Annotated in this window: 23 protein-coding genes; 10 read left to right on the forward strand and 13 right to left on the reverse strand. The window is 71.1% G+C overall.

Annotated elements, in window-relative coordinates:
- Positions 1-53: 53 nt before the first annotated feature.
- Positions 54-3,197: an excinuclease ABC subunit UvrA gene (uvrA, locus tag CP975_RS08280; RefSeq protein WP_055533012.1), complete on the reverse strand. Its 3,144-nt coding sequence runs from the start codon at positions 3,195-3,197 to the stop codon at positions 54-56.
- Positions 3,198-3,424: 227 nt separating this feature from the next.
- Between uvrA and CP975_RS08285 the strand changes: the two genes are divergently transcribed.
- Both CP975_RS08285 and CP975_RS08290 read left to right on the forward strand, forming a co-directional pair.
- Positions 3,425-4,117, forward strand: a complete 693-nt coding sequence (locus tag CP975_RS08285) for a maleylpyruvate isomerase family mycothiol-dependent enzyme (protein ID WP_055533006.1) — start codon at positions 3,425-3,427, stop codon at positions 4,115-4,117.
- 10 nt (positions 4,118-4,127) lie between these two features.
- Positions 4,128-4,784, forward strand: coding sequence for an MBL fold metallo-hydrolase (locus tag CP975_RS08290; RefSeq protein WP_055533008.1), 657 nt, complete (start codon positions 4,128-4,130; stop codon positions 4,782-4,784).
- A gap of 33 nt (positions 4,785-4,817) precedes the next feature.
- On the opposite strand, the gene aroQ is transcribed toward CP975_RS08290, so the two are convergent.
- A complete protein-coding gene (gene aroQ / locus CP975_RS08295) occupies positions 4,818-5,291 on the reverse strand; it encodes a type II 3-dehydroquinate dehydratase (RefSeq protein ID WP_055533010.1) in 474 nt (157 codons plus the stop codon).
- 79 nt (positions 5,292-5,370) lie between these two features.
- Between aroQ and CP975_RS08300 the strand changes: the two genes are divergently transcribed.
- A complete protein-coding gene (locus CP975_RS08300) occupies positions 5,371-6,417 on the forward strand; it encodes a S66 family peptidase (protein WP_055533014.1) in 1,047 nt (348 codons plus the stop codon).
- A 62-nt stretch (positions 6,418-6,479) separates the two neighbouring features.
- Positions 6,480-7,766 carry an MFS transporter gene (locus tag CP975_RS08305; protein WP_199783095.1) on the forward strand — a complete coding sequence of 429 codons (1,287 nt, stop codon included), beginning with the start codon at positions 6,480-6,482 and terminating at the stop codon, positions 7,764-7,766.
- A gap of 69 nt (positions 7,767-7,835) precedes the next feature.
- Here the strand turns inward: CP975_RS08305 and CP975_RS08310 are convergent, their stop codons facing one another.
- From CP975_RS08310 to CP975_RS08335, 6 genes are all read right to left on the reverse strand, one after another.
- A complete protein-coding gene (locus CP975_RS08310) occupies positions 7,836-8,936 on the reverse strand; it encodes a calcium:cation antiporter (RefSeq protein ID WP_055536346.1) in 1,101 nt (366 codons plus the stop codon).
- A 73-nt stretch (positions 8,937-9,009) separates the two neighbouring features.
- On the reverse strand, positions 9,010-10,014 hold the full coding sequence (locus tag CP975_RS08315; RefSeq protein WP_150476711.1) for a TerC family protein: 1,005 nt from the start codon (positions 10,012-10,014) through the stop codon (positions 9,010-9,012).
- A 233-nt stretch (positions 10,015-10,247) separates the two neighbouring features.
- Complete coding sequence (locus CP975_RS08320; protein ID WP_150476712.1) at positions 10,248-12,176, reverse strand: TerD family protein; 1,929 nt, start codon at positions 12,174-12,176, stop codon at positions 10,248-10,250.
- Positions 12,177-12,246: 70 nt separating this feature from the next.
- Positions 12,247-12,825 carry a TerD family protein gene (locus CP975_RS08325; protein WP_055528563.1) on the reverse strand — a complete coding sequence of 193 codons (579 nt, stop codon included), beginning with the start codon at positions 12,823-12,825 and terminating at the stop codon, positions 12,247-12,249.
- Positions 12,826-12,980: 155 nt separating this feature from the next.
- Entirely contained in the window at positions 12,981-15,134 is a 2,154-nt protein-coding gene (gene uvrB / locus CP975_RS08330; RefSeq protein WP_055528562.1) for an excinuclease ABC subunit UvrB, read from the reverse strand.
- A 62-nt stretch (positions 15,135-15,196) separates the two neighbouring features.
- A complete protein-coding gene (locus tag CP975_RS08335; protein ID WP_150476713.1) occupies positions 15,197-16,072 on the reverse strand; it encodes an MHYT domain-containing protein in 876 nt (291 codons plus the stop codon).
- Positions 16,073-16,346: 274 nt separating this feature from the next.
- Here CP975_RS08335 and CP975_RS08340 point away from each other — a divergent pair, with 274 nt between their 5' ends.
- The 3 genes from CP975_RS08340 (at position 16,347) to CP975_RS08350 (ending at position 19,236) form a co-directional block, all read left to right on the forward strand.
- The gene (locus CP975_RS08340) at positions 16,347-17,243 is read left to right on the forward strand and encodes a glycerophosphodiester phosphodiesterase (protein WP_055535679.1); all 897 of its coding nucleotides are present in this window, start codon (positions 16,347-16,349) and stop codon (positions 17,241-17,243) included.
- A gap of 73 nt (positions 17,244-17,316) precedes the next feature.
- Positions 17,317-17,877 carry a methylated-DNA--[protein]-cysteine S-methyltransferase gene (locus CP975_RS08345; RefSeq protein WP_055535681.1) on the forward strand — a complete coding sequence of 187 codons (561 nt, stop codon included), beginning with the start codon at positions 17,317-17,319 and terminating at the stop codon, positions 17,875-17,877.
- Positions 17,878-17,967: 90 nt separating this feature from the next.
- Positions 17,968-19,236 (forward strand): MFS transporter, encoded by a 1,269-nt coding sequence (locus CP975_RS08350; RefSeq protein ID WP_055535677.1) that lies wholly within the window; start codon positions 17,968-17,970, stop codon positions 19,234-19,236.
- Positions 19,237-19,300: 64 nt separating this feature from the next.
- Here the strand turns inward: CP975_RS08350 and CP975_RS08355 are convergent, their stop codons facing one another.
- Complete coding sequence (locus tag CP975_RS08355; RefSeq protein WP_055535675.1) at positions 19,301-19,666, reverse strand: cupin domain-containing protein; 366 nt, start codon at positions 19,664-19,666, stop codon at positions 19,301-19,303.
- An 83-nt stretch (positions 19,667-19,749) separates the two neighbouring features.
- Between CP975_RS08355 and CP975_RS08360 the strand changes: the two genes are divergently transcribed.
- Both CP975_RS08360 and CP975_RS08365 read left to right on the forward strand, forming a co-directional pair.
- A complete protein-coding gene (locus tag CP975_RS08360) occupies positions 19,750-20,655 on the forward strand; it encodes a pseudouridine-5'-phosphate glycosidase (RefSeq protein WP_055535673.1) in 906 nt (301 codons plus the stop codon).
- On the forward strand, positions 20,655-21,611 hold the full coding sequence (locus tag CP975_RS08365; RefSeq protein WP_150476714.1) for a carbohydrate kinase family protein: 957 nt from the start codon (positions 20,655-20,657) through the stop codon (positions 21,609-21,611). Before CP975_RS08360 ends, CP975_RS08365 begins: the two co-directional genes overlap by 1 nt.
- Before the next feature lie 142 nt (positions 21,612-21,753).
- On the opposite strand, the gene CP975_RS08370 is transcribed toward CP975_RS08365, so the two are convergent.
- Positions 21,754-22,584, reverse strand: coding sequence for a methyltransferase domain-containing protein (locus CP975_RS08370; RefSeq protein ID WP_055528006.1), 831 nt, complete (start codon positions 22,582-22,584; stop codon positions 21,754-21,756).
- 147 nt (positions 22,585-22,731) lie between these two features.
- Here CP975_RS08370 and CP975_RS08375 point away from each other — a divergent pair, with 147 nt between their 5' ends.
- Positions 22,732-23,877 (forward strand): magnesium and cobalt transport protein CorA, encoded by a 1,146-nt coding sequence (locus CP975_RS08375; RefSeq protein WP_055528004.1) that lies wholly within the window; start codon positions 22,732-22,734, stop codon positions 23,875-23,877.
- Between the two features lie 39 nt (positions 23,878-23,916).
- Here CP975_RS08375 and CP975_RS08380 read toward each other — a convergent pair whose 3' ends face one another.
- From CP975_RS08380 to CP975_RS08390, 3 genes are all read right to left on the reverse strand, one after another.
- Complete coding sequence (locus CP975_RS08380) at positions 23,917-24,336, reverse strand: CBS domain-containing protein (protein ID WP_030784069.1); 420 nt, start codon at positions 24,334-24,336, stop codon at positions 23,917-23,919.
- A gap of 109 nt (positions 24,337-24,445) precedes the next feature.
- On the reverse strand, positions 24,446-24,862 hold the full coding sequence (locus CP975_RS08385) for a PPOX class F420-dependent oxidoreductase (RefSeq protein WP_055528002.1): 417 nt from the start codon (positions 24,860-24,862) through the stop codon (positions 24,446-24,448).
- Between the two features lie 60 nt (positions 24,863-24,922).
- Positions 24,923-25,555 (reverse strand): nucleoside/nucleotide kinase family protein, encoded by a 633-nt coding sequence (locus CP975_RS08390; RefSeq protein WP_055528000.1) that lies wholly within the window; start codon positions 25,553-25,555, stop codon positions 24,923-24,925.
- Between the last annotated feature and the right edge of the window lie 102 nt (positions 25,556-25,657).

Consider the following 25,657-nt stretch of genomic DNA (forward strand, 5'->3'; position numbering starts at 1 on the left):
GGGAGTCCAGAGGGGGCGGGGCGCTGCGGCCGGTGCCGGGTGCCGGGTGCCGGTCAGGCCTTGCGGGCCCGCGTCGCCTTCTTGGCGACGGACTTCTTCGCCGTGGAGGCGGCCTTCTTGGCGACGGCGGCCTTCTTCGTAGCCGTCGTCTTCGTAGCCGTCGTCTTCGTAGCCGTCGTCTTCGTGGCGGCAGCCTTCTTGGTGACAGCCTTCTTGGCGGCGGTGCCCGTCCGGGCCGTGGCCGTCTTCTTCGTGGCCGTGGCGCTCGCCGCGACCGCCCGCTTGGCGGCGGACTTCTTCGCCGGGGCCTTCTTGGCCGACCCGCGCCCCTGCGAGGGCGTCGCGTCGCTGATCCGGTCCGCCGAGATGATGTCCCGCAGGAACTTGCCGGTGTGGCTGGTCGCCACCCCCGCGACCGCCTCGGGCGTGCCCTCGGCGACGACCAGACCGCCGCCGTTACCGCCTTCGGGGCCCATGTCGACGACCCAGTCCGCGGTCTTGATGACGTCGAGGTTGTGCTCGATGACGATGACCGTGTTGCCCTTGTCGACCAGGCCGGACAGGACCGTGATCAGCTTGCTGATGTCCTCGAAGTGCAGGCCGGTGGTCGGCTCGTCGAGGACGTACACGGTCCGGCCCGTAGAGCGCTTCTGGAGCTCGGAGGCCAGCTTCACGCGCTGGGCCTCGCCTCCGGAGAGGGTGGGCGCGGACTGGCCGAGGCGCACGTACCCGAGTCCGACGTCGTTGAGCGTCCTCAGGTGGCGGGCGATGGCGGGCACGGCCTCGAAGAAGTCGAGCGCCTCCTCGATCGGCATGTCGAGGACCTCGGCGATGGACTTGCCCTTGTAGTGGACGTCCAGCGTCTCGCGGTTGTAGCGCGCGCCGTGGCAGACCTCGCACGGGACGTACACGTCCGGCAGGAAGTTCATCTCGATCTTGATGGTGCCGTCACCGGAGCAGTTCTCGCAGCGGCCGCCCTTGACGTTGAAGGAGAAGCGCCCGGGGAGGTAGCCCCGCACCTTCGCCTCCGTCGTCTCCGCGAAGAGCTTGCGGACGTGGTCGAAGACTCCGGTGTACGTCGCCGGGTTCGACCGCGGGGTGCGGCCGATGGGCGACTGGTCGACGTGCACGACCTTGTCGACGAGGTCGTCGCCGTCCACGCGCGTGTGGCGGCCCGGGACGGAGCGGGCGCCGTTCAGCTCGCGGGCCAGGTGGGTGTAGAGGATGTCGTTGACCAGCGTCGACTTTCCGGAGCCCGAGACGCCCGTGACGGCCGTGAGGACGCCGAGCGGGAAGGAGACGTCGATGTCCTGGAGGTTGTTCTCGCGGGCGCCGTGCACCGTGAGCTGCCGGGAGGGGTCGGCGGGGCGGCGCACGTCCGGGACCGGGATGGACCTCTTGCCCGAGAGGTACTGCCCGGTGATCGACTTGTCGTTGGCGAGCAGCTCCTTCATGGAGCCGCTGTGCACGACCTTGCCGCCGTGCTCGCCCGCGCCGGGACCGATGTCGACGACCCAGTCGGCGACCTTGATGGTGTCCTCGTCGTGCTCGACGACGATGAGCGTGTTACCCATGTCGCGCAGGCGTACGAGCGTCTCGATCAGGCGGTGGTTGTCGCGCTGGTGGAGGCCGATGGACGGCTCGTCCAGGACGTAGAGCACGCCGACGAGGCCGGAGCCGATCTGCGTGGCCAGGCGGATGCGCTGGGCCTCGCCTCCGGAGAGGGTGCCCGCGGCGCGGTTCAGCGACAGGTAGTCCAGGCCGACGTCGACCAGGAAGCGCAGCCGTTCGTTGACCTCCTTGAGGACGCGCTCGGCGATCTTCTTGTCGCGGGCGCCCAGCCTCAGCTCCGCGAGGAAGTCCGCGCAGTCGCTGATGGACATCGCGGAGACCTCGGCGATGGACTTCCCCATGACCGTGACGGCCAGGACGATGGGCTTGAGGCGGGTGCCCTCGCAGGTGGGGCAGGGCACCTCGCGCATATAGCCCTCGAAGCGCTCGCGGCTGGCGTCGCTCTCGGCCTCGCTGTGGCGGCGCTTGACGAAGGGGACGGCGCCTTCGAAGGCGGTGGTGTAGACCCGCTCCCGGCCGTACCTGTTCCTGTAGCGCACCTCGATCTGCGTCTTGTGGCCGTACAGGAGGGCCTTCTTGGCGCGCTGCGGCAGACCGGCCCAGGGCATGTCGGTGGAGAAGCCGAGGGCGTCGGCGAGCGCTCCGACGAGCCGGCCGAAGTACTCCTTGGTGTGCCCGTGCGACCAGGGGTGGATGGCGCCCTCGTCGAGCGACTTGTCCTCGTCCGGGATGATCAGCTCGGGGTCGACCTCCATGCGCGTACCGATACCCGTGCAGTCCGGGCAGGCGCCGAAGGGCGAGTTGAAGGAGAAGGAGCGGGGCTCCAGCTCCTCGAAGGACAGGTCGTCGTACGGGCAGTAGAGGTGCTCCGAGTACATGCGCTCGCGCTCCGGGTCGTCCTCGGGGAGGTCGACGAAGTCGAGCACGACCATGCCCGAGGAGAGGCCGAGGGCGGTCTCCACGGAGTCGGTCAGGCGGCGCTTGGCGGAGTCCTTCACGGTGAGGCGGTCGATGACCACCTCGATGGTGTGCTTCTCCTGCTTCTTGAGCGTGGGGGGCTCGGAGAGCTGGATCGTCTGCCCGTCGACCCGCGCGCGGGAGTACCCCTTGGTCTGGAGGTCGGCGAAGAGGTCGACGAACTCGCCCTTGCGCTCGCGCACCAGCGGGGACAGGACCTGGAAACGGCTGCCCTCGGGCAGCTCCAGGACCTTGTCGACGATGGCCTGCGGCGACTGCCGGGAGATGGGGCGGCCGCACTCAGGGCAGTGCGGCTTGCCGATGCGCGCGAAGAGCAGGCGCAGGTAGTCGTAGACCTCGGTGATGGTGCCGACCGTCGAGCGCGGGTTGCGCGAGGTCGACTTCTGGTCGATGGAGACCGCCGGGGAGAGGCCTTCGATGAAGTCGACGTCGGGCTTGTCCATCTGGCCGAGGAACTGCCGGGCGTACGAGGACAGCGACTCGACGTACCGCCGCTGGCCCTCGGCGAAGATCGTGTCGAACGCGAGCGAGGACTTGCCCGAGCCGGAGAGTCCGGTGAACACGATGAGGGAGTCACGCGGGAGGTCGAGCGAGACGTTCTTGAGATTGTGCTCGCGCGCGCCACGGACGATGAGACGGTCGGCCACGCCGGTCCGCACCTTTCTAGAGAGAAGTGACAGGGACGAAACCCCGTCTTTCACAGACTAGGGCGAGCCACTGACAACGCCGGGCTGCTTCCCTGGTTCACCTGTGGAACAAGCCCGCACCGTCAAGAATGCCCGATGCCGCCCTCGACCATATAGCACGCACATTCGATTTACGGGGTGACCTGGACTCCTTCACCCGAACGTGTGACCCAGCTATCGTCGGGCGCATGATTGATCATGTGCGCGACCTCGCGTCTGTACGTGACGCGACCGACCGGCTGCTCAGCGCGGTCGCGAAACTGAACAACGATTCGATCGCCGAGCCGTCACGACTGCCGGGCTGGACCCGCGGTCATGTCCTCGCCCACCTCGCGCGGAACGCGGACGCGCTGGTGAACGTGCTCGCCGGGCGGCCGATGTACGCCAGCGCCGAGACACGCGACGCGGACATCGAGCGGGACGCCCCGCGCGCGCTCACCGAGCAGCTGGCGGACGTGGAGGAGAGCGCGGCCCGCTTCCGGGAGGAGGCGGCGAAGCCCGCGGACTGGTCCCGCACGGTGGAGCTGCGCAACGGCGTCACCGACTCCGCGTCGCGGGTGCCGTTCCGGCGCTGGGTCGAGGTCGAGCTGCACCACGTCGACCTCGGCGTCGGATACGAGCTCGAGGACCTGCCGGAGGAGTTCGTCCGGCGTGAGATCGCGTTCCTGGCCGCACGCTTCTCGGGGAACGCGACGGTGCCGCCGACACGGATCACCGACGGCACGCACGCGTGGAGCACCGGCCGCGAGGGTGCCCCCGACGACGCCACCATCACCGTGTCCGGCCCGGCGCCGGAGGTGGTCGGCTGGCTCTCCGGCCGCCGCGACGGCTCCGCGCTGACGTCCGAAGGAGGCCTCCTGCCGGCCCTGCCCCCGCTATAGGCTGACGGCCATGACGTACAGCGGAGCGGTGAAGGTCGGCGGGGGCGCGGATGTGCACGAGCTGCCGGACCTCATGATTTCCAAGGTCGCGGTCGGGCCGATGAACAACAACGCGTACCTGCTGCGCTGCCGGGCCACCGGCGAGCAGCTCCTGATCGACGCGGCCAACGACGCCGGGACCCTGCTGACGCTGATCGGTGACGACGGCATCGCGTCCGTCGTCACCACGCACCAGCACGGCGACCACTGGCAGGCGCTCGCCGCGGTCGTCTCGGCGACCCGCGCGCGGACGTACGCGGGCCGCGAGGACGCCGAGGGCATCCCCGTGCCGACGGACGTCCTCGTCGACGACGGCGACACGATCACGGTCGGCCGGGTCACCCTCACCGCCCGCCACCTGGTGGGCCACACTCCGGGTTCGATCGCGCTCGTCTACGACGACCCGCACGGCCATCCGCACGTGTTCACCGGCGACTGCCTCTTCCCGGGCGGCGTCGGCAACACCTGGAAGGATCCGAAGGCGTTCGCGAGCCTCATCGACGACGTCGAGACGAAGATCTTCGGAACGCTCCCCGACGAGACGTGGGTCTACCCCGGCCACGGCGACGACACGACGCTGGGCGCCGAGCGCCCGCACCTCCCGGAGTGGCGCGCCCGCGGCTGGTGAACACGGGCGGCGCCGGCGGGCCAGGGGCAGGCGTCACGCCCCGGCGGCCACCAGCATCGCCACCCGCTCCACCGCGAAGACGTACCCCTGGACGCCGCAGCCCGCGATGACGCCGTCGGCGCGCTGCGAGACGTAGCTGTGGTGCCGGAACGCCTCGCGCTGGTGGATGTTGGAGATGTGGACCTCCACCACGGGCATCCCGTCACAGGTGTTGAGGGCGTCCAGGATCGCGACGGACGTGTGGGAGTAGGCCGCGGGGTTGATGACGATGCCCGCGTGGCGCTCGCGCGCCTCGTGGATCCAGTCGACCAACTCGCCCTCGTGGTTGCTCTGCCGCAGGTCCACCGTCCCGCCGTGCGCTGCCGCCGCCTCGGCGCACAGGGCCTCGACGTCGGCGAGGGTGTCCGAGCCGTAGATCTCGGGCTGGCGCTGCCCGAGGAGGTTCAGGTTCGGGCCGTTCAGAATCATGATCGGAGCGGTGGCGAGGCCGCGGGCGCTGAGGGTCATGGAGGAGGTCTATCACGCCTCCCGCGCGCGGGAACTCCGGTGCGCTGAGCGTGAGTACGGCTTTACGCTGCGCTCCATGATGATCGAACCGCTGTACCCGCCCAAGCCCTCGCCCGGTGACCGCATCGCCGTGATCTCCCCGTCCAGGGGCCTGCCGGAGCTTTTCCCGCTCCCCTACGAGCTGGGCCTCGAACGGCTCCGCAAGGAGTTCGGCCTCGAACCCGTGGAGTATCCCTCGACGCGAAGAATGGGCTCGACGCCCCGGGAGCGTGCCGACGACATCCACGCGGCCTTCACCGACCCGACCGTCAAGGCCGTCATCGCCAGCATCGGGGGCGACGACCAGATCACCGTACTGCCGCACCTGGACCGCGAGTTGATCCGCGCGCACCCGAAGCCGTTCTTCGGCTACAGCGACAACACCAACCTGCTGGCCTACCTCTGGCAGTGCGGCATCGTCGGCTTTCACGGCGCTTCCGTGATGTGCGAGCTGGGCCGGCCCGGCGCGATGGCGCCCCTGACGGAACGTTCGCTGCGCGCCGCGCTCTTCACGTCCGGGGCCTATGAGCTGCACCCCGCCGACCGCTACCGCGACGTGGACCTGCCCTGGGAGGACCCCGCGACTTTCGCGCAGGAGCCGCCGACCGAGCCGGGCTCCGGCTGGTACTGGCACCGGCCGGAGCGGGTCGTGGAGGGCCGCTCCTGGGGCGGCGAGCTGGAGATCGTCTCGTGGCTCCTGATGGCGGACCGCGAGGTCGCGCGGGACCTGTCGGCGTACGACGGCTGCGTACTGTTCCTGGAGACCTGCGAGGAACTCATCGGCGCCGAGCAGGTGTTCCGCATCCTGCGCAACATGGGCGAGCGCGGGATGCTGCACCGCTTCCCCGCCCTCCTGATGGGGCGTGCCAAGGCCTGGTCGTTCACCCGCCCCCAGGACGCCGACCAGAAGGCCGCGCACGCACGTGAGCAGCGCGAAGCCGTACTGCGGGCGCTCGGCATGTACGCCCCGGACACCATGGCGGTCTTCGACGTGGACCTCGGACACACCGACCCCCAGCTGGTGATCCCGTACGGAGGGAACGTGCGGGTAGACGGGCCGGGGCGGCGCATCACGGTGACGTACTGAGCGACCCGATCACCTCTGTGCGCCCCCCGTAACCACCCGTCACTGTGGGTACTTGACGCGGCATGCGCACCACCCGACCCCCCTCTCTGCCACGGCTCGCGGCGGCCTCGCTGGCCGGGACCGCCATCGAGTTCTACGACTTCTTCATCTACGGGACGGCCGCGGCCCTGGTCCTCGGGCCGCTGTTCTTTCCCACGTTCTCCCCGCTGGCGGGAACTCTCGCCGCTTTCGCGACATTCGGAGTGGGCTTCGTGGCACGGCCCCTCGGGTCGATCGTCTTCGGGCACATCGGAGACCGGCGCGGGCGGCGGCCCGTGCTCCTCGGGTCGCTGCTCCTGACCGGCCTCGCCACGGTCGCCGTCGGCTGCGTACCGACGTACGACTCGATCGGGATCGCCGCTCCCCTGCTCCTCCTCGTGCTGCGCTTCGTGCAGGGTCTCGGGCTCGGCGGTGAGTGGGGCGGGGCCGTGCTGCTGACCGCGGAGCACGCGCCGGCCGAGCGGCGCGGGCTGTGGTCGAGCTTTCCCCAGATCGGGCCCCCGGTCGGGTTCCTGCTGGCCAACGGCATCATGCTGGCGCTCTCCGCGACGCTCACCGACGCCCAGTTCGCGGCCTGGGGGTGGCGCGTGCCGTTCTGGGCCGCGGGCGTGCTCGCGGCGGCCGGGCTCGTGCTTCGCTCCTCGCTCGCCGAGAGCCCCGACTTCCTGCGGCTGCGCGAGCACGCGCGCGTGCCGCTCGCCGAGGTGGTCCGCGACCACTGGCGCCTGGTGCTCCTGACGGCGGGCGCGCTCGCGGTCGGGTACGCCGTCTTCTACGCGGTGACGACCTGGTCCCTCGCCTATGGAGTGGAGCGGCTCGGGGTGAGCCGTACGGTCATGCTGGCCTGCATCATGGCGGCCGTCGTGGTGAAGGGCGCCCTGACGCCGGTGGTGGCGGTGCTGGGTGACCGGTACGGGCGGCGGCCGCTGTGCCTGCTCGGCTGCACGGCGTCGGCGCTGTGGATGTTCCCGATGATCGCGCTGCTCTCGACCGGGCAGCCGCTGCTGATGTTCCTCGGCTTCCTGGTGGCGATGGTCGCGTTCATCACCATGTTCGCCGTGATCGCCGCGTATCTGCCCGAGCTGTACGAGCCGCGCGTGCGCTGCACGGGCGCCGCGGTCGGCTACAACCTCGGCGGGGTGCTCGGCGGCGCGCTCACGCCCATCGTGGCGACGGCGGTGGCGCAGGGGGACGGGACGCCGTGGGGCGTGGCCGCGTACCTGTCGGGCATCGCGCTGCTGAGCCTCGGTTGCTTCGCGCTGCTCCCGGAGACGCGGCCGGTGCGGGAGGTGGCGCCGGCCACCGGGTGAGCCCTGGGGCGGGGACCTGGGCGGGGCCTGGGCTGCGGGGCCTGGGCTGCGGGGGCTGTGCCACGGGACCTAGGGAGTGACCGCCAGTTCCAGGTACGCCGCGAACAGCACCAGGTGGACGCCGCCCTGGAGCGGGGTGGCGCGCCCCGGCACCACCGTGAGCGTGCCGACGATCACCGTGAGGGCGAGCAGCACCATGTGGGTCGCGCTCAGGCCGAGCACGAGCGGCCCGGCCAGCCAGACGGAGGCGACCGCGACGGCCGGGATGGTCAGGCCGATGCTGGCCATCGCCGAGCCGAGGGCGAGGTTCAGGCTGGTCTGCACGCGGTCGCGGCGGGTGGCGCGGACGGCCGCGATGGTCTCGGGGAGCAGCACGAGCAGTGCGATGATCACGCCGACCACGGCGTGCGGCATGCCGGCGCTCTCCACGCCCGACTCGATGGTCGGTGACACGCCTTTGGCCAGTCCGACCACGCCGACCAGGGCCAGCGCGAGGAGGCCGAGGCTGGTCAGCGCCTGCCGGGAGGAGGGGACTTCGGCGTGGCTGTCGGCGTCGATGACCTGGCCCTGCTTGGTGAGGGGCAGGAAGTAGTCGCGGTGGCGCACGGTCTGCGTGGTGACGAACAGGCCGTACAGGATGAGCGAGGCCACGGCGGCGAAGGTGAGCTGGCTCGTGGTGAACTCCGGGCCCTGCTTGGTGGTGGTGAACGTCGGCAGGACCAGGCAGAGCGTGGCCAGGGTGGCGACGGTCGCGAGGGCGGCGCCGGTGCCCTCGGGGTTGAAGACGGCGACGCGGTGGCGCAGCGCGCCGACCAGGAGACAGAGGCCCACGATGCCGTTGCAGGTGATCATCACGGCGGCGAAGACCGTGTCCCGCGCGAGTGTGGAGCTCTTGTCGCCGCCGTCGGCCATGAGGGTGACGATCAGCGCGACTTCGATGATCGTCACGGCGACCGCGAGGACGAGCGAACCGAAGGGCTCGCCGACGCGGTGGGCGATCACCTCGGCGTGGTGGACGGCGGCCAGCACCGCTCCGGCGAGGATCAGCGTGACCAGGGCGACGACCACGCCGGGCAGATCGCGGCCCCAGGTGAGGGCGAGGAGGACGACCGCGAGGAGCGGGACCACGGTCGTCCACTGCATGCCGAGCGCCCGGAGCCGAGTGACCATGACTCGATGCTGCCCCGGGCGGTCAGGTGTCGCTACTCGGTGCCGCCTCCTTGGGGAGGCGGCGAGGAGGCGGTCAGGCCTCGATGCTGTCCTTCGAGGTCTCCCCGGCGGCCGTGGCCTCGGCCGCCGCCTTCTGCTCCTGCTTCTTGGAGGCGATGAGGCTGGTGATCGTGGTGATCACCAGGACGCCGCAGATGACGCCGAGCGAGACCGGGATGGAGATCTCGGGGACGTGCACCCCGTTCTCGTGGAGGGCGTGCAGGACGAGCTTCACGCCGATGAAGCCGAGGATCACGGACAGGCCGTAGCTGAGGTGGACGAGCTTCCTGAGCAGTCCGCCGATGAGGAAGTACAGCTGGCGCAGGCCCATCAGCGCGAAGGCGTTGGCGGTGAAGACGATGTACGGGTCCTGGGTGAGGCCGAAGATCGCCGGGATGGAGTCCATCGCGAAGAGCACGTCGGTGGTGCCGATGGCGAGCATGACGACCATGAGGGGCGTCATGATCTTCTTGCCGTTCTTCCGGATGAAGAGCTTCGTGCCCTCGTACCGGTCGGAGACGCCGAACTTCTTCTCGATGGACTTCAGGAGGCGGTTCTCCTCCCAGTCCTCTTCCTCGTCGTCGGCACGCGCTTCCTGGATGAGCTTCCACGCGGTGTAGATCAGGAACGCGCCGAAGATGTAGAAGACCCACGAGAAGTTGGCGATCACCGCGGCGCCGGCGGCGATGAAGATCGCGCGCAGGACCAGGGCTATCAGCACGCCGAACAGCAGTACGCGCTGCTGGAGGTGGGACGGCACCGAGAACTTCGCCATGATCAGGATGAAGACGAAGAGGTTGTCGACGGAGAGCGACTTCTCGGTGATGAAGCCCGCGAAGAACTCGCCGGACGCCTGGCTCTCACCCGCGACCAGCAGGCCGAGGCCGAAGAGCGCCGCGAGGACGATCCAGACGACCGTCCATGTTCCGGCTTCCTTGATCGACACGTCGTGGGGCTTGCGCCCGATGAAGAAGTCGACCGCGATCAGGGCACACAGACCTAGAACGGTCGCTACCCACAGGGTCATTGAAACGTCCACCGCGCCTCCGGCTTCGTACGGCTACTGATCAGCGTCGTCGCTGCCGGAGGTCTCTTCCACCCGAGGCGGTCACCGCCATGAATCGGGCCGACGCCCCGGGACCGATGGCGGTCCGTATTGACGGGTACGTCGCAGCCGGGAGTACTCCCCTCCGCTGCTAGAAGAGTACGCGAATCACCAAGGATTGGTAAAGGGGATGGCAAACAAAAACCAAAAGCCCAGCTCAGTGAGGGCTAACGGCTGCCGGTGCGGCGGGCCTCGGCAACCCGGTCGAGGACCTGCCCCAGGATCCGGCTGCCCGGCGGGAAGGCCGGAGGGTCGTACGTCCATGTGTGCCCGACCCACGGGTCGGCGAGGTGGTCGTCGGGCACCGGGGTCAGTCGCAGGAGCCCGCGCCACAGAGGGTCGAGCAGCGGGCCGTACTCGGCGGCGTCCTCGCGGTCGGCGACCATCATGAGGTGGACGCCGACGGCCGGGCCCTCGTCGGCGAGGTAGCGCAGCTGGGTCACGGCGCGGTCGTCGAAGCCGTGCGGGAAGTCGTTGACGATCAGGAGCTGCTCGGCGGTGTCCAGGTCCGGGGGCAGCGCGTCGGCGGCGCCGCCGCGGATCGCCATCTGGACCAGGTCGACGCGCTGGGTGAGCCGGGCGAGGACCGCGGAGACACCGGCCGCGCCGGAGGCCGGGGCCCCGGCGAGGACACCGGCCGTGAGGAGCGGGGCGAGTGCGGGCGCCGCGGAGCCGGCCGGGTCGATGACGTGCACCTGGAACGCGCCCGCCGGGTAGACCGCGAGCAACCGGGCGGCGTGCGCGACGGCGGTGTCCAGGGCGAGGCGGCGCACCTCGGTGGAGTCGGTGCGGTGGTTGGTGAGGGCCTTGCCGCTGTCGATCCACAGGCCGCGCTCCAGGGGCAGCCGTACGAGCATGGGGATCCGCAGCCCGGTGCGCTCGGGGAGGTGGAGGTCGCCGAGGCGCACGGCCATCGGGATCTCCATGGGCGCGCGATAGGCGTGCCAGACGGGGCTGCTCCATGCCGCGAACGCCGGGGGCAGGGCGGGCTCGACGACCTCGGCCTCGGCGGCGAGCTGGGCGAGGTCGCGGTCGAGGGCCGCCCTGGCCTGGCCGACGAGGTCGGTGTGCTTGGCCCGGGCGCTTTCGCGGGCGGCGTCACCGGCGCCGCCGATGCGGCTGCGCGGGTCGTCGAGGACCTTGTCCAGCTCCTGCTCCATGCGGGAGTCGGCTAAGTCGACGGCGCTTCGGTAGGCCGCCGTGGTGCGGGCCAGGTCTTCGAACATGCCCCACACCTGGTTGTAGAGCCGCTCCTCCATGGACCAGCCGGTGGCGTCGCCCGCGACCGGCCGGGCGGGCTCTCCCGGCCCGGCCGGGGGCGCGGCGGGGGGCGGCGGCGGTGGCGCGGTGGTCCGGCGGCCCGGGTGGGTGTAGTCGACGGGTCCGCCGCCCGGAGTGCCGACCCGCGCGGCGGAGGCGTCGCCGCTCGGGGGTGCGGGAGGCGGCGCGGGCTGTCCCTGCGCGGGGCCCGCGGGGTCCTGGGTGGTGGTGCGCACGCGGGCGTCGTCGGCGGGGCGGGGCGGTGGCGCGGACACGGAACGGGCCAGGCCGCCGGCGACCGCGTCGTTGACGGCGGCCGCTATCTCGCGGGCCTCGGACAAGCCCTGGTCGGTGAGCATCTCGGCGAGACCGCCCGCGTATCCCTGGCCGACGGCGCGGACCTTCCAGGCGCCCTGGCGGCGGTAGAGCTCGACGGCGACGACCGCGGACTCGGCGTCGAGGCCGGTGATGGTGTAGCTGGCGATCTCGGTGCCGTCGAGCCCGGTGACCGCCACGAAGGGCGCCGCGAGCATGCGGAAGCCGGCCGGGCCCGCGCCGCCGACGGGCAGGGCGAGCAGGACACTGACCCGGTGGACGGTGTCCGGCAGGGCGCCGAGGTCCACGGCGAGGCGGTGGTCGGCCGCCGCCTGCTTGGAGACCTCCAGGCCCGGCAGGCTGGGCGAGCCCGGGTGGGCCACCCACTCCACGCCACGGACTCTGCCCTGGTCGTCGCCGAGCGTGGCTCCCGCCACGATCGGCTTGCCGGCCGAGACCCGGATCTCCAGTCGGGTCCCGGGCAGCGGGTGGTTCTGCCCCCGCACCAGCTCGGCCGTCATCGCCTTCGTTCCCCCTTGTACGTACGGATGTGGCGCGGAGCCTGACGCAGGCTTCTCCTGAGGCAGGCTTCTACAGCTGCGGCAGGATCGACGGCATCAGGTCCTGGAAGGTGCGGCCGTTGGCGGGGTTGCCGATGGCCGTCATCTGCCAGCCGGCGCCCGCGCGGTGGACCTTGGCCATGATCTGGGCCGTGTACTGGCCGCCGCCGTCCAGGGTGTAGCGGGCGAGCTCCTGGCCGTTGGTCTCGTCGACCAGGCGGCAGAACGCGTTCTGCACCTCCTGGAAGGTCTGGCCGGTGAAGGAGTTCACCGTGAAGACGATCTGGTCGATGTGGACGGGGACGCGCTGGAGGTCGACGAGGATCGCCTCGTCGTCGCCGCCCTGGCCGACACCGCCGACGACATTGTCGCCGGTGTGGCGCACCGAGCCGTCGTCGCTGACGAGGTGGCGGAAGAAGACGACGTCGACCGGCTGCTTGTCGGCGAAAAGGACCGCCGAGGCGTCCAGGTCGACCTCGCGGGTGCGGCTGCCGAACAGGCCGCGCCGCGGGGCCGCCTGCCATCCGAGTCCCATGCGCACCGCGGAAAGGGCGCCCCCGTCGTCCTTCTGCAGGCTGATGGCCTGACCCTTGGTCATGTTGACCGTCACGCGCTGTCCCCTCTCGAACTGCCTGGGCAGCCGCCTCTTGCGGCTGCCCAGCAGCCTATGCAGCGCGGCCCGTGCCACCGCACCGCGGGTCGCACATTGTGGCGGTCCTGCAACAGACCGGCCAGTACGCCATCTCCCCCGCCCCGGGCGTGCCCCTAGGCCTGGCCCGCCTCCCTCATCTGGCGCAGCTCCTTCTTCATCTCCGACACCTCGTCGCGCAGCCGCGCGGCGATTTCGAACTGGAGGTCGGCGGCGGCCGCGCGCATGCGCGCGGTCATCTCCTCGATCTGCTCGGCCAGTTCGGCAGCGGGGCGGTCGGTCGGGACGGTGGCGCCCTTCTTGCCCTTGGCCTTCGCGGAGGTGGCCGCCTTGCCTGCCTTGGCCGCGTCACCGCCGAGCGCGGGCACGGGGGCCTTGGCGCCCTTGCCCGCCTTGGGCTTGCGGTAGTCGGAGCCGAGGAGCTGTTCGGTGTCGACCTCTTCGCGTGCGATCGCCGAGACGATGTCGTTGATCTTCTTGCGGAGGGGCTGCGGGTCGATGCCCCTCTCCTTGTTGTACGCGATCTGCTTCTCCCGGCGGCGGTTGGTCTCGTCGATGGCCTTCTCCATCGCCGGGGTGATCTTGTCGGCGTACATGTGGACCTGACCGGAGACGTTGCGCGCAGCGCGGCCGATGGTCTGGATCAGGGACGTCCCCGAGCGCAGGAAGCCCTCCTTGTCGGCGTCGAGGATCGCCACCAGGGAGACCTCGGGCAGGTCGAGGCCCTCCCGCAGGAGGTTGATGCCGACCAGGACGTCGTACTCCCCGGCGCGCAGCTCGCGCAGCAGCTCCACGCGGCGCAGGGTGTCGACGTCGCTGTGCAGATAGCGGACCTGGATGCCCAGTTCGAGGAAGTAGTCGGTGAGGTCCTCGGCCATCTTCTTGGTGAGCGTGGTGACCAGGACGCGCTCGTCCTTCTCGGTGCGCGTGCGGATCTCGTGCACCAGGTCGTCGATCTGCCCCTCGGTGGGCTTGACGACGACCTCGGGGTCGACGAGGCCGGTGGGGCGGATGATCTGCTCGACGAAGCCGTCGCCGCGCGACAGCTCGTACTTCCCGGGGGTCGCCGAGAGGTAGACCGTCTGGCCGATGCGGCCGAGGAACTCCTCCCACTTCAGGGGGCGGTTGTCCAGCGCGGACGGCAGGCGGAAGCCGTGGTCGACGAGGGTGCGCTTGCGGGAGGCGTCGCCCTCGTACATCGCGCCGATCTGCGGGACCGTGACGTGTGACTCGTCGAGGACGAGGAGGAAGTCCTCCGGGAAGTAGTCCAGGAGGGTGTTGGGGGCCGTGCCGGGGGCTCGGTCGTCGAAGTGCATCGAGTAGTTCTCGACGCCGGAGCAGGAGCCGATCTGGCGGAGCATCTCCAGGTCGTACGTGGTGCGCATGCGCAGGCGCTGGGCCTCCAGCATCTTGCCCTGCTTCTCCAGCTCGGCGAGGCGCTCGGTGAGCTCCTTCTCGATGCCGTTGACCGCCTTCTCCAGGCGCTCGGGGCCCGCTACGTAGTGGGACGCCGGGAAGACGTAGAGGTGGTCGTCGTCGCTGATGACCTCGCCGGTGAGCGGGTGGAGGGTGGAGAGCGCCTCGATCTCGTCGCCGAACATCTCGATGCGGACGGCCAGCTCCTCGTAGACCGGGAAGATCTCGATGGTGTCGCCGCGGACGCGGAAGGTGCCGCGGGTGAACGCCAGGTCGTTGCGTGTGTACTGGATGTCGACGAAGCGGCGCAGCAGCTGGTCGCGGTCGATCTCGTCGCCGACCTTGAGCGGGACCATGCGGTCCACGTACTCCTGCGGGGTGCCGAGGCCGTAGATGCAGGAGACGGAGGCGACCACGACCACGTCGCGGCGGGTCAGCAGTGAGTTCGTCGCGGAGTGGCGCAGGCGCTCCACTTCCTCGTTGATCGAGGAGTCCTTCTCGATGTACGTGTCCGACTGCGGGACGTATGCCTCGGGCTGGTAGTAGTCGTAGTACGAGACGAAGTACTCCACCGCGTTGTTCGGCAGCAGCTCGCGGAATTCGTTCGCCAGCTGGGCGGCCAGCGTCTTGTTCGGCGCCATCACCAGGGTGGGGCGCTGGAGCTTCTCGATCATCCACGCGGTGGTGGCCGACTTGCCGGTGCCGGTCGCGCCGAGGAGGACGACATCCTTCTCACCTGCGAGGATGCGCCGCTCCAGCTCGGCGATGGCCGCCGGCTGGTCGCCGCTGGGCTGGTAGGGACTGACGACCTCGAAAGGTGCCACCGTGCGTTCGATCTTGGATACGGGCCGCATGGAATCCACCGTACGACCCAGCACTGACAACCGGGCGGCATCGGCCGCTCAGCCGTGCTCCGTCACCGGTTCTGCGGGGTGCGCGAGCCCGGCCGCGGCCGGGTCCCGCGGCGGGGCGCGGGGGCGTGGCGGTCGCCCGAGCGGGGGACGGGGTAGGGGCGGCGGGGGTGTCCGCCGCGCGGGGCGGCCCTGGTGTCCGCCTGGCGGCCGCCCACCAGGATCAGCGGGTCGAACATGACGATCACGCCCGCGAGGAGCAGGAAGGCGAGCGGTCCGATCATCATCGGCGCGAGGATCTCGGCGGGCGAGTCACCGGGCGGGGCCGCGCCCGAGCCGTGCAGATGGACGCTGAGGGCCGCCATTCCGGTGTAGTGCATCCCGCTCACGGCCAGGCCCATGATGAGGCTCGCGCCCAGGCTCCAGAGGAAGCCTCTGACCTGTGCGGCCGCCCAGAGGGCGGTGGTGGCGGCGACCATGGCGATCACGACGGACGCGGCGACGGTGAGCGTGTTGTACTCCAGCGTCCCGCGTAGACGCATACCGGCCATTCCCAGGTAGTGCATCGACGCCACGCCGAGGCCCGTGATCGTGCCGCCGGTGAACAGGGCGGTTCCGGTCGCGCCGCGGTACCCCACGATGAAGATCCCGATGCCGACCATGACGATGGCGACGGCGAGACTCGCGAAGGTCAGCGCCTTGTCGTAGTGGATGGGCGCCTCCTTGACGGTGAAGCCCATCATCGCCACGAAGTGCATGGTCCAGATCCCGGAGCCGATCGCGGCCGAGCCGAGGGCGAGCCAGCCGGGGCGCCAGGAGTGCGCGACGAGCAGCGATCTGGTCGTGCAGCGCAGCCCGAGTGCTCCCCCGAGGCAGGCCATGACGTAGGCCACCACCGGTGTGACGACTCCGTAGCTGAACCCGTCGACCGTGCCCTGCATGCGCGGTAGCCCTTCCGCCTGTTGTGCCTAAATGCCCCGAAACGTCCTATACACCCCCTACCGTCGGCCATCTGAAAGGCCGTCGGCTGACGCAGAGAGTAAAGCTCACACCGGGACGTCGACACGATTTTCCGGCAAAGAATCGCGTTACCCGCGCGCGGGGTCCTCGACTTTGGCGACTCCGTTCAACCTGTGGCCATCCTGCACCTGTTTCCCGTTGGCCGTGGACTGTCACTCTCGACCGGTCCGCGATCTCACGACGCGAGGAGTACCCGTGTTCGCACGCGCTGCCGCTGCCACCACCGCCGCCCTCTTGGGGGCCGGTGCACTCGTCCTCCCCTCCGCCCCCGCCTCCGCGCAGGCGCCCGCGGCACCGCACGCCGCCTGGCACGGCCATCCGCTGGTCGTCGCCCACCGCGGCGCCTCCGCCTACGCCCCGGAGAACACGCTGGCTGCCATCGACAAGGCACGCGACATGGGGTTCCGCTGGGTCGAGAACGACGTCCAGCGGACCAAGGACGGCGAACTCGTGATCATGCACGACGACAACCTGAAGCGCACGACGAACGTCGAGGAGGTCTTCCCCGACCGTGCCCCGTGGAAGGTCGCGGACTTCACGGCGGCGGAGATCGCACGCCTCGACGCGGGCAGCTGGTTCAGCCCGAAGTACGCGGGTGAGCGCGTGCCGACCCTCAGGCAGTACATGCGCCGGGTCTCGCGCAACCACCAGCGGCTCGTCTTCGAGTTCAAGAAGCCCGAGCTCTACCCGGGCATCGAGCAGCAGGGCCTGCGCGTGCTGCGCGAGACGGGGTGGCTCGACAAGCACCACGTCAGAAGCAGGCTCGTCATCCAGAGCTTCAGCGCCGAGAGCGTGAAGACCGTGCACGCGCTGCGGCCCGATGTGAAGACGGGCTTCCTCGGCACGCCCGCGGTCGCCGATCTGCCCGCGTACGCGAAGTTCGCCGACCAGATCAACTCGACGCACACCTCCATCTCGACCCCCTACGTCGCCGCGATCCACGCGTTCAAGGGCCCGCACGGCAAGCCCCTGGAGATCTTCACGTGGACCGTCAACGACGCCCCGAACGCGGTGCGCGCCGCGAACTTCGGCGTGGACGGGATCATCACCAACACGCCCGACGTCGTACGCAGGGCGCTGCACGACGCCTGAGACACCGCTGGTCCGGCGCAGGTCCGCCCACTGACGCGTCGCGTTGTCAGTGGGCGGCCGTACCGTGGTCGGCATGAACCAGGACCAGCGTCAGGAGGACCGGCGCCAGGCCGAGTGGGCCGTCGTCGGCAGCGACATCGGCCCCCTCCTGCTCGCCGCGACCGGCACGGGGCTCGTCACCGTGGCCTTCCACGCCACGGATGACGTACGGGACAGGACTCTGGACCGGCTCGGCTCCCGGCTGGGCGCCGAGCCGGTACGGGCGCCGCGATCGCCGCTGCTCGCCGAGGCGATACGGCAGCTCGCGGAGTACTTCGCGGCCGAGCGCCGCGAGTTCGCGCTGCCGCTCGACTGGTCGCTGATATCCGGCTTCAACCGGCAGGTGCTGCGCGAGCTGGCCACCGGCGTGCCGTACGGCGCAGTGGTGGGCTACGGCGATCTGGCCCGCCGGGTCGGCCAGCCGCGCGCCGCCCAGGCCGTCGGCATCGCGATGGGCGCCAATCCTCTGCCGGTCGTGGTGCCGTGCCACCGCGTGGTGGAGAGCGGCGGGGGCATCGGCGGCTTCGGCGGCGGCCTGGAGACCAAGCGGCAGCTGCTCGCGCTGGAGGGCGTGCTTCCACAGCCGCTGTTCTGAGGAGCGGGGCCGGCGCTTCTGGTCGCCCGAGGTGCCGTGCGGGACCCGGTAGCTGTTTCGCGTCCGGGCGGCCCCTGTCACACTGCCTCGGTGACCGACACCGTCGATGCCCCTGACATACCCGCGTCGGAGGCGCTGCCCGCCCTGCGCCGCCGCACGACCGCGGTGCTGATGGCCAGCCAGATCCTGGGCGGCCTCGGGATACCGATCGGTATCGCGCTGGCCCCCGTGCTCGCGACCGAGGTGAGCGGGACCGAGGCGCTGTCCGGCCTCGCGCCCACCGCTTCCGTGGCCGGCACGGCCCTGCTCTCGGTGCCGCTCGCCGCGCTGATGACGGCACGCGGCCGACGGGCGGGCCTCGTCCTCGCGTACGTGATCGGCGCGCTCGGCGCGGGGCTCGTGGTGCTGGCCGCGGTCGTCGAGAGCTTCCCCTTGCTGCTGCTCGGCATGTCGGCCTTCGGCGCGGGCTCGCTGGCCAATTTGCAGGCACGTTTCGCTGCGGCCGATCTCGCCGAGCCCGAGCGGCGCGGCCGCGCCATCTCGCTCGTCATCTGGGCCACCACCATCGGCTCGGTCATCGGTCCGAACATCGCCGCGCCCACCAGCCGCGCCTTCGCCGACACCGCCGTACCCGAGAACGCGGGGCCGTTCCTCTTCGCCGCCGCGATCTTCACGGTGGCCGCGGTGGTGGTGGCGGTGCTGCTGCGCCCCGACCCGCTGCTCACCGCCCGCGCCCTGGCCCCGCAGGAGGACGACAACGCGCAGAACCGCTCGCTGCGGGCCGGTGTCGCCGCGGTGGCCGCCTCGCCGATGGCCCGCCTCGCGCTGGTCACCGTGACCGTCTCGCACACGGTGATGGTCTCCATCATGGTGATGACCCCGGTCGACCTGGCGCACCACGGCGCGGGCCTGCAACTGGTCGGTCTGGTCATCAGCGGCCACATCGCGGGCATGTACGCGTTCTCACCGGTGATGGGCTGGCTCGCCGACCGGTTCGGCCGCCTCTCCGTGATCGGCCTCGCGGTCGGGCTGCTGTGCTGTGCCGCGCTGCTCGCCGGGACGGCCGGAGCGAGCCACGGCCGGACCGCCGCCGGTCTCTTCCTGCTCGGCCTCGGCTGGTCCGCGGGCCTCGTCGCCGGCTCGGCATTGCTCACCGACTCGGTGGCGCAGCCCGCCCGGGCCGCCGTGCAGGGCCTCTCGGACCTGACCATGAACGCGGCGGCGGGCATCGGCGGGGCGCTCGCGGGCCTGATCGTCGCGCGGGCGAGCTACGGCTGGCTCAACCTCGTCGGCGCCTGCGTGCTGCTGCCCATGGCCGGGCTCGCGCTGCGCGGGGCGGTGGCGGTCAGGAAGGCGTGACCCGCGCGGCCTCCGCCCCGCGGGGCCGGAAGGGCAGTGGTCAGGCCAGTAGTCAGGGCAGTGGTCAGGGCAACGTGATGTGGTACGCCTTGCGCAGCGTCTCGTGCACCGTCCAGGTCGTACGGTCGCCCTCGCGCAGCACCGCCGCGTCGCCGGGGCCGATCTCCAAGGTGTCGCCGCCCTCGACCTCCACGGTGGCGCGGCCACTCACGACCACGAAGAGTTCGTTGGCCTCGGTGTCGGTGACCACGCCGGGTGTGATCTGCCAGATGCCGCGCAGCTGCTTGCCGTCGGCGGACTCCCACAGCACCTTGCCGGTCACCACGGGATCACCGGAGACGATCTGTTCCGGGTCGAGGGGCTCGGCCTCCAGCTCGACATCCGGAATATGCACGGCAAAAGACGCGACAGTTTGATCATTCGTGGTCATGGCCGGTCACCCTAGCCGAGGGTTTGGCGGGGCCCGCCGCCCGCCAGGGATGAGGGGAGACCCGACAGGCAGGAGGCAGGCCCGTGCTGGTGGTGTCCGACGAGGTGGAAGCGGCTGTCGCTCAGCGGCGCCCTGTGGTGGCCCTGGAGTCCACGATCATCGCGCACGGCCTGCCCCGGCCGCGCAATCTCCGGGTGGCGAAGGAGCTCGAAGCGGTCGTACGCGATGAGGGCGCGGTCCCCGCGACGATCGCCGTCCTGGACGGGCGCCCCCATGTCGGCCTGGACGAGGAACAGTTGGAGCGGGTCGCGCACGACGACGGCATCCGCAAGCTGGGCCACCGCGATCTGCCGCTCGCCGTCGCGGCGGGCGCGAGCGGGGCCACCACGGTGTCCGCGACGGCGCAGCTGGCCGCGCGCGCCGGCGTGCGGGTGTTCGCCACGGGCGGGCTCGGAGGCGTACACCGGGAGTGGACGGTGACGCAGGACGAGTCGGCCGACCTGGGACTGCTCGCCCGCACCAGGATCACGGTGGTGTGCGCGGGCGTGAAGTCGATCCTGGACGTGGGGGCGACGCTGGAGCGGCTGGAGACGCTGGGCGTGGCGGTCGCGGGGTACCGGACGAACCGTTTCCCCGGCTTCTACCTCGCGGACTCCGGGCACGAGGTGGACTGGACGCTGCGCTCTCCCGGGGAGGTCGCCGAGGTGATGCGGGCGCAGGACGCGCTCGGCGGGCCCGAGGCGGCGCTGATCGTGGCGAATCCGGTGCCATCGGGCGAGCAGCTCGATCCCGTCCTCCACGCGCGCGTGCTCGACGATGCGCTCCGGGCGTGCGAGGAGCGGGGCATCACGGGGCAGGCGATCACGCCGTTCCTCCTCGACGAGCTGGTGCGCCGCACCGACGGGGCGTCGCTCGAGGCGAACCTCGCGGCGGCCCGCGGCAACGTGCGGCTCGCGGGGCGGGTGGCGGCGGCCTGGGCCGAGCGCTGATGGCGCGGGAGTTGCGGCGCTCGGCCCAGGGCCTGCTCGTCGTGGGCGACGTCGTCACGGACATCGTCGCCCGGCACCGTACGCCGCTCGCGCCGGGCACCGACACGGCCGCGGCCATCCGTGCCGTGCCGGGGGGAGCGGGGGCCAACGTGGCCTGCTGGGCCGCGCACTGGGGCTGCCCCGACGTACGCCTCCTGGGGCGGGTCGGGGCCGACTCCGTGGCGTGGCACGAGGCGGCGCTCACGCGCGCGGGGGTGCGGGCGCGGCTCGTCGTCGACACGGAGGCGCCGACGGGGACGGTGATCTGTCTGGTGGACGGGGGTGCGGGCGCCGAGCGGACGTTCCTCACGGACAGCGGGGCCTCGCTGCGGCTCTCCCCCGCCGACTGGTCGCCCGCGCTGCTCGACGGCGTGGCCTGGCTGCATCTGTCCGGCTACCTGTTCTTCGCCGAGCCGAGCCGAGCGGCGGCCGGGGTCGCGCTGAGGGCGGCACGCGCGCGTGGGGTGCCGGTGAGCGTGGATCCGGCGTCGGCGGGGTTCCTCGGGGAGCTGGGCGTGGAGCGGTTCCTCGCGGCGGTGGAAGGCGCGGCGGTGCTGTTGCCCAGCAGGGACGAGGCGGAGGCGCTCACGGGGCTCCCCGATCCCGCGGACGCGGCGGCGCGGCTCAGTCGGCGGTTTCCCTTGGTGGTGGTCACGGCGGGTGCCGGTGGGGCTGTGACGGCTCGGGATGGCGCGGTGATCGGGCGCACCTCATCGGCGGCGGTCGCGGGGGTGCGGGACACGACGGGGGCGGGGGACGCCTTCACTGGGGCGTTCCTTGCTTCGCGGCTGGCGGGAGTGGGGGTCCTGGGGGCGGTGGAGGAGGGGTGCCGGGCAGGGGCGGAGGCTGTGGGGCAGGTGGGGGGTCGTCCTGGCGGGACCCTGTCGGGCGGGACCTTGTCTGGCGGGGCGCCTTAGGGGGCGGGGTTGGGCTCGGCTCGGTCGGTGCTTCGGGTGCGGGTTCTTCTCGGCTGAGCGCGCCGTTCCCCGCGCCCCCTTCGGGGCTGTTGCCCCCTCCCCTGGGAGCCGAGCCCCCGGAGGGGCTCGGTCCGGGGGTGGGTCAGGGCTTTCTTCCCCAGGTGGAGATCAGGGGGGCCGTCGCCACGTCCATCGTGGGGGTGGCGATGTTGGACAGGTGATGGTCGATCTCGTCCGCCGTGGTCAGGCCCTCGGAGATCAGGTCCTGGCGGAGTTGCTGGAGTGTGGTGGCCTCCAGGGCCGCGCAGGCCGGTGAGGCCAGGGGGAAGTACGCGTCGGACTCCACGTGGCGCAGGCCCGCCTCGCGCAGCAGTCGCGGCATCCGACGGCCGTACGCGAGGTCGGCCCCGCGCCCCGCGAGCAGCGTCCGCACGGCGTGGCGCAGCCTGTTGGCCAGTTCCTGCGCCGGGCCGTACTCGTCGGGGCACGCCAGCGGCTGAAGCGCGACGTCGGCCTCCTCGATCAGGAGCCTGCCGCCGGGCCGCAGCGCCCTGATCATCGACTTCACGGCCCGCTCCGGGTCGGCGACGTCGGCCAGGACGAGCCGCGCGTGCACGAGGTCGTAGGCCTCGATGGGCGGCGGGTCGGCGGCGACGTCGTGCACGCGCACCTCAAGGGGCGAGCGCGCGGCCCTGGTCTGCCAGGACGTGTCGATGTCCGTCGCCAGGACCCGGCCCGTCGGCCCGACCCGCTTGGCGAGCCAGGAGATCACGGTGGTGCCCCCCGCCCCGACCTCCCAGCAGCGCCAGCCGGGGCCGATGCCGAGGCGTTCGATGTGACCGAAGGTCGTCGGGTCGAAGAGAGCGGCGTGGGCGGCGAAGTGCTGCTTCGACTCGGCCTGCCGCGCGTCGGAGAGCTGACGGGGGTCGGGGAGCTGCCGGGGGTCCAGGAGGTGACCGTCGATTCGCGTCATGCCGCGATCATCCCAGTTGTCCGGCTTGCTCCCGGGAGGCAGAACCGATCATTCCGGAACGGAGTACTCCGTTCCCACAGGCCTCAGCAGAGTCGACGGCCGTCCTGGCAGACTGGCACGTCACGTCGTCAGCGCGAGGAGCCCCACATGTCGATGGCAGGCAGCCTGCGGAAAGTCGGAAGCCTGGGCAAGGTCGGAAGCCTGCGGAAGGTCGGCGGCCTCCGCAGAGTGGCACGCCTGGGCCGCCGGGGCGCGCGTGTCGATCTGAGCCACCCGGCCCGCTCCCCGCTGGGCTCGTCGGTGGTGAACTGCGTGACGTACCGCGAGGGGGTACGCCAGCCTCCCGGCCGCGACCTGGTCGAGTCGGTGGAGCGCGTCCGCAAGACGGGCGACGGCTTCGTCTGGCTGGGGCTGCACGAGCCGACCGAGCTGGAGTTCGCGTCCATCGCCGACCTGTTCGACCTGCACCCCCTCGCCGTGGAGGACGCGGTGCACGCGCACCAGCGCCCGAAGGTCGAGCGGTACGACCAGACGCTGTTCGCCGTCTTCAAGACCGTCTGCTACGTGGAGCACACCGAGCTGACCGCGACCAGCGAGGTGGTGGACACCGGCGAGATCATGGTCTTCGTGGGCCGGGACTTCGTCATCACGGTCCGGCACGGCCGGCACGGCTCGCTCGGGCCGCTGCGCGAGGAGTTGGAGGCGTCGCCCGAGCAGCTGGCGCAGGGCCCGGCCACCGTGCTGCACGCGATCGCGGACCAAGTCGTGGACGACTACCTCGCGGCGACGGACGCGGTGCAGTCGGACATCGACCAGGTCGAGACGGCCGTCTTCGCCCCGGACGGCGAGCGGGTCGACCCCGGCCGCATCTACCAGCTCAAACGCGAACTGCTGGAGCTGAAGCGGGCGGTGGTGCCGCTCGGCCGCCCGCTCCAGGTGCTCGCCACCCAGCCGATGCGGGTCATCGCCCCGGAGATACAGGCGTACTTCCGGGACGTCGACGACCACTTGAAGCGGGCCACCGAGCAGATCGCCGCCTTCGACGAGTTGCTGAACTCCATCCTCCAGGCACACCTCGCGCAAGTGACCGTCGCGCAGAACGAGGACATGCGGAAGATCACCGCCTGGGCCGCGGTCATCGCCGTACCGACGATGGTCTGCGGCATGTACGGCATGAACTTCGACCATATGCCCGAACTGCACTGGCGGTTCGGCTACCCACTGGTCATGAGCCTGGTCGTGACGGCCTGTTTCGCGCTGTACCGGGGATTCCGGAGGAGCGGCTGGCTGTGACACCCGGGGACGCCACAGCTCTACGTCTCGGCGTGGACGCTAGTTCTTGGCGTAGACGCTCTCGACCCAGCCCGCGAGCTGGTCGTCGTTGAGGTGCGTAGCCAGGTCGGCCTCGCTGATCATCCCGACGAGCCGCTTGTTCTCGATCACCGGCAGGCGGCGGATCTGGTGGCCCTGCATCTCCCTCAGGACCTCGTCGACGTCGGCGCCCGAGTCGATCCAGCGCGGTGTGCCCTTGGCCATCTCACCCGCTGTGACCTTGGCGGGGTCGTGCCCCATGGCCACGCAGCCGATCACGATGTCACGGTCGGTGAGGATGCCGCAGAGCCGTTCGCTCTCGTCGCCGATGGGCAGCGCGCCCACGTCGAGTTGGCGCATCAGCTGGGCGGCGCGGTCCAGGGTCTCGTGCTTGGGGATCCACTGGGCGCCCCGGTGCATGATGTCTCCGGCGGTGGTCATCGGTACCTCCCGTTGCCGGGCAGTGTCCGGAGCGGCGCGAGCGCGCCGCTGGTCCCGGCGCCCCTCATTCTCGCGGCGCCCCCGGCGGCACGCATCCGGAGACGGAAGCTCAGGGCGCGAACGTGATGACCTTGTGCGGCGTCACGCGGACGATGACCCGGACCTCGTCGTCCTTCTCGGCCGGGGGGTCGATGCCGAGGTACTTGTGCGAGAGCTCGTGCGGGAGCCGCTTCCCCTCGTCCGGCAGGATCTCGGCGGTACCCCGGATCTCGGCCGAGGAGTAGGGGTTGGTGATGTCGTAGACAGAGATGCTGATGCGCGGGTCGCGTTCGAGGTTGCGGACCTTCTGGCGTCCGGCGGTGGCGGAGAACAGGACGGCGTCGCCGTCCCGTTTGATCCACACCACCGAGTTCTGCGGGGCGCCGCCGGGGCCCAGGGTGGCGACGGCGGCGAAGTTCTTGCCGTCGAGGAGGGCGCGGACGGATTCGCCCAGGGCGACGGGGGTCGTGCTCGGGTTCGAGGTCATGCCCGAAGCCTATCTATATGCACGTGCATATAGATAGGCTTCGGCTCCACTCAGTTCCACTCAGCCGCTCCAGGCCGGATGGCGTGGGTCGTCCGCCCGCACCACCACGTCGGCCACGGAGGCGGGGTCCGTCTCCGTCTCGTACCGCTCGAAGGCCGGAAGCGTCCACCGCTCCCCCTCCGGTGTACGGCGTCGCAAGGCTCCCGGTGAGAGGCGCACGTGAACCGTCAGGTCGAACGGGAACCAGTGGCCGAGCAGCAGCGGCCCGTGCAGCAACAGCACTCCACCGGGCGGAAGTCGGACGTACGGGCTGCGGGTCGCGCGGTCGGCCGCCGGGTCCCAGAGGTCGGGCAGGACGTGTCCCGTGCCGTCCGGATCCAGCGGCCCGAGGACCTCGCGCCACAACGCGCCGGTGTCGAACCACCCGCTGTAGTACGCCTCCACGTCCTGGTGCCCGTATTCGAGCCGCAGCGAGGCGGGCCGCAGGAACCCCTCGGTGGCGACGGCGAGCGAGGTGCGCCCGCGCAGCCGCAGCGCGTCACCGACCCGCCGCGCCAGTTCGCCGGTGCCGCTCGCGGGCGCCCCGTCCACGGCGACGCGGAGCCAGGGGCCCCCGTCCGCCGCTTTCAGGCCGAGCAGACGGTCAGCGAGGGTGTCGGCCAGACGTTCCCAGGTGATCGGTTCGAGTCGCACGGGCCCATGATGCCGCCAAGCCTCCGCCGACCGCGCCCGCCCAACCGGCCGGGACGTCAGCTCGGAGACCGACTGAGACGCCGACGCGTGCGCCCGCGAGAA

The sequence above is a fragment of the Streptomyces alboniger genome, assembly GCF_008704395.1.
In the GTDB taxonomy this organism is placed as follows: Bacteria; Actinomycetota; Actinomycetes; order Streptomycetales; family Streptomycetaceae; genus Streptomyces; species Streptomyces alboniger.

Excerpts from the sequence above, each read along its gene's own strand:
- CP975_RS08290 (WP_055533008.1), top strand. The coding sequence starts at position 4,128 with ATGACGTACAGCGGAGCGGTGAAGGTCGGCGGGGGCGCGGATGTGCAC.
- CP975_RS08370 (WP_055528006.1), bottom strand. The coding sequence starts at position 22,584 with ATGACGCGAATCGACGGTCACCTCCTGGACCCCCGGCAGCTCCCCGAC.
- CP975_RS08335 (WP_150476713.1), bottom strand. The coding sequence starts at position 16,072 with ATGCAGGGCACGGTCGACGGGTTCAGCTACGGAGTCGTCACACCGGTG.
- CP975_RS08380 (WP_030784069.1), bottom strand. The coding sequence starts at position 24,336 with ATGACCACCGCCGGAGACATCATGCACCGGGGCGCCCAGTGGATCCCC.
- CP975_RS08355 (WP_055535675.1), bottom strand. The coding sequence starts at position 19,666 with ATGACCACGAATGATCAAACTGTCGCGTCTTTTGCCGTGCATATTCCG.
- aroQ (WP_055533010.1), bottom strand. The coding sequence starts at position 5,291 with ATGACCCTCAGCGCCCGCGGCCTCGCCACCGCTCCGATCATGATTCTG.
- CP975_RS08345 (WP_055535681.1), top strand. The coding sequence starts at position 17,317 with ATGAACCAGGACCAGCGTCAGGAGGACCGGCGCCAGGCCGAGTGGGCC.
- CP975_RS08285 (WP_055533006.1), top strand. The coding sequence starts at position 3,425 with ATGATTGATCATGTGCGCGACCTCGCGTCTGTACGTGACGCGACCGAC.
- CP975_RS08385 (WP_055528002.1), bottom strand. The coding sequence starts at position 24,862 with ATGACCTCGAACCCGAGCACGACCCCCGTCGCCCTGGGCGAATCCGTC.
- uvrB (WP_055528562.1), bottom strand. The coding sequence starts at position 15,134 with ATGCGGCCCGTATCCAAGATCGAACGCACGGTGGCACCTTTCGAGGTC.
- CP975_RS08310 (WP_055536346.1), bottom strand. The coding sequence starts at position 8,936 with ATGGTCACTCGGCTCCGGGCGCTCGGCATGCAGTGGACGACCGTGGTC.
- CP975_RS08320 (WP_150476712.1), bottom strand. The coding sequence starts at position 12,176 with ATGACGGCCGAGCTGGTGCGGGGGCAGAACCACCCGCTGCCCGGGACC.
- CP975_RS08305 (WP_199783095.1), top strand. The coding sequence starts at position 6,480 with ATGCGCACCACCCGACCCCCCTCTCTGCCACGGCTCGCGGCGGCCTCG.
- CP975_RS08300 (WP_055533014.1), top strand. The coding sequence starts at position 5,371 with ATGATCGAACCGCTGTACCCGCCCAAGCCCTCGCCCGGTGACCGCATC.
- CP975_RS08375 (WP_055528004.1), top strand. The coding sequence starts at position 22,732 with ATGTCGATGGCAGGCAGCCTGCGGAAAGTCGGAAGCCTGGGCAAGGTC.
- CP975_RS08365 (WP_150476714.1), top strand. The coding sequence starts at position 20,655 with ATGGCGCGGGAGTTGCGGCGCTCGGCCCAGGGCCTGCTCGTCGTGGGC.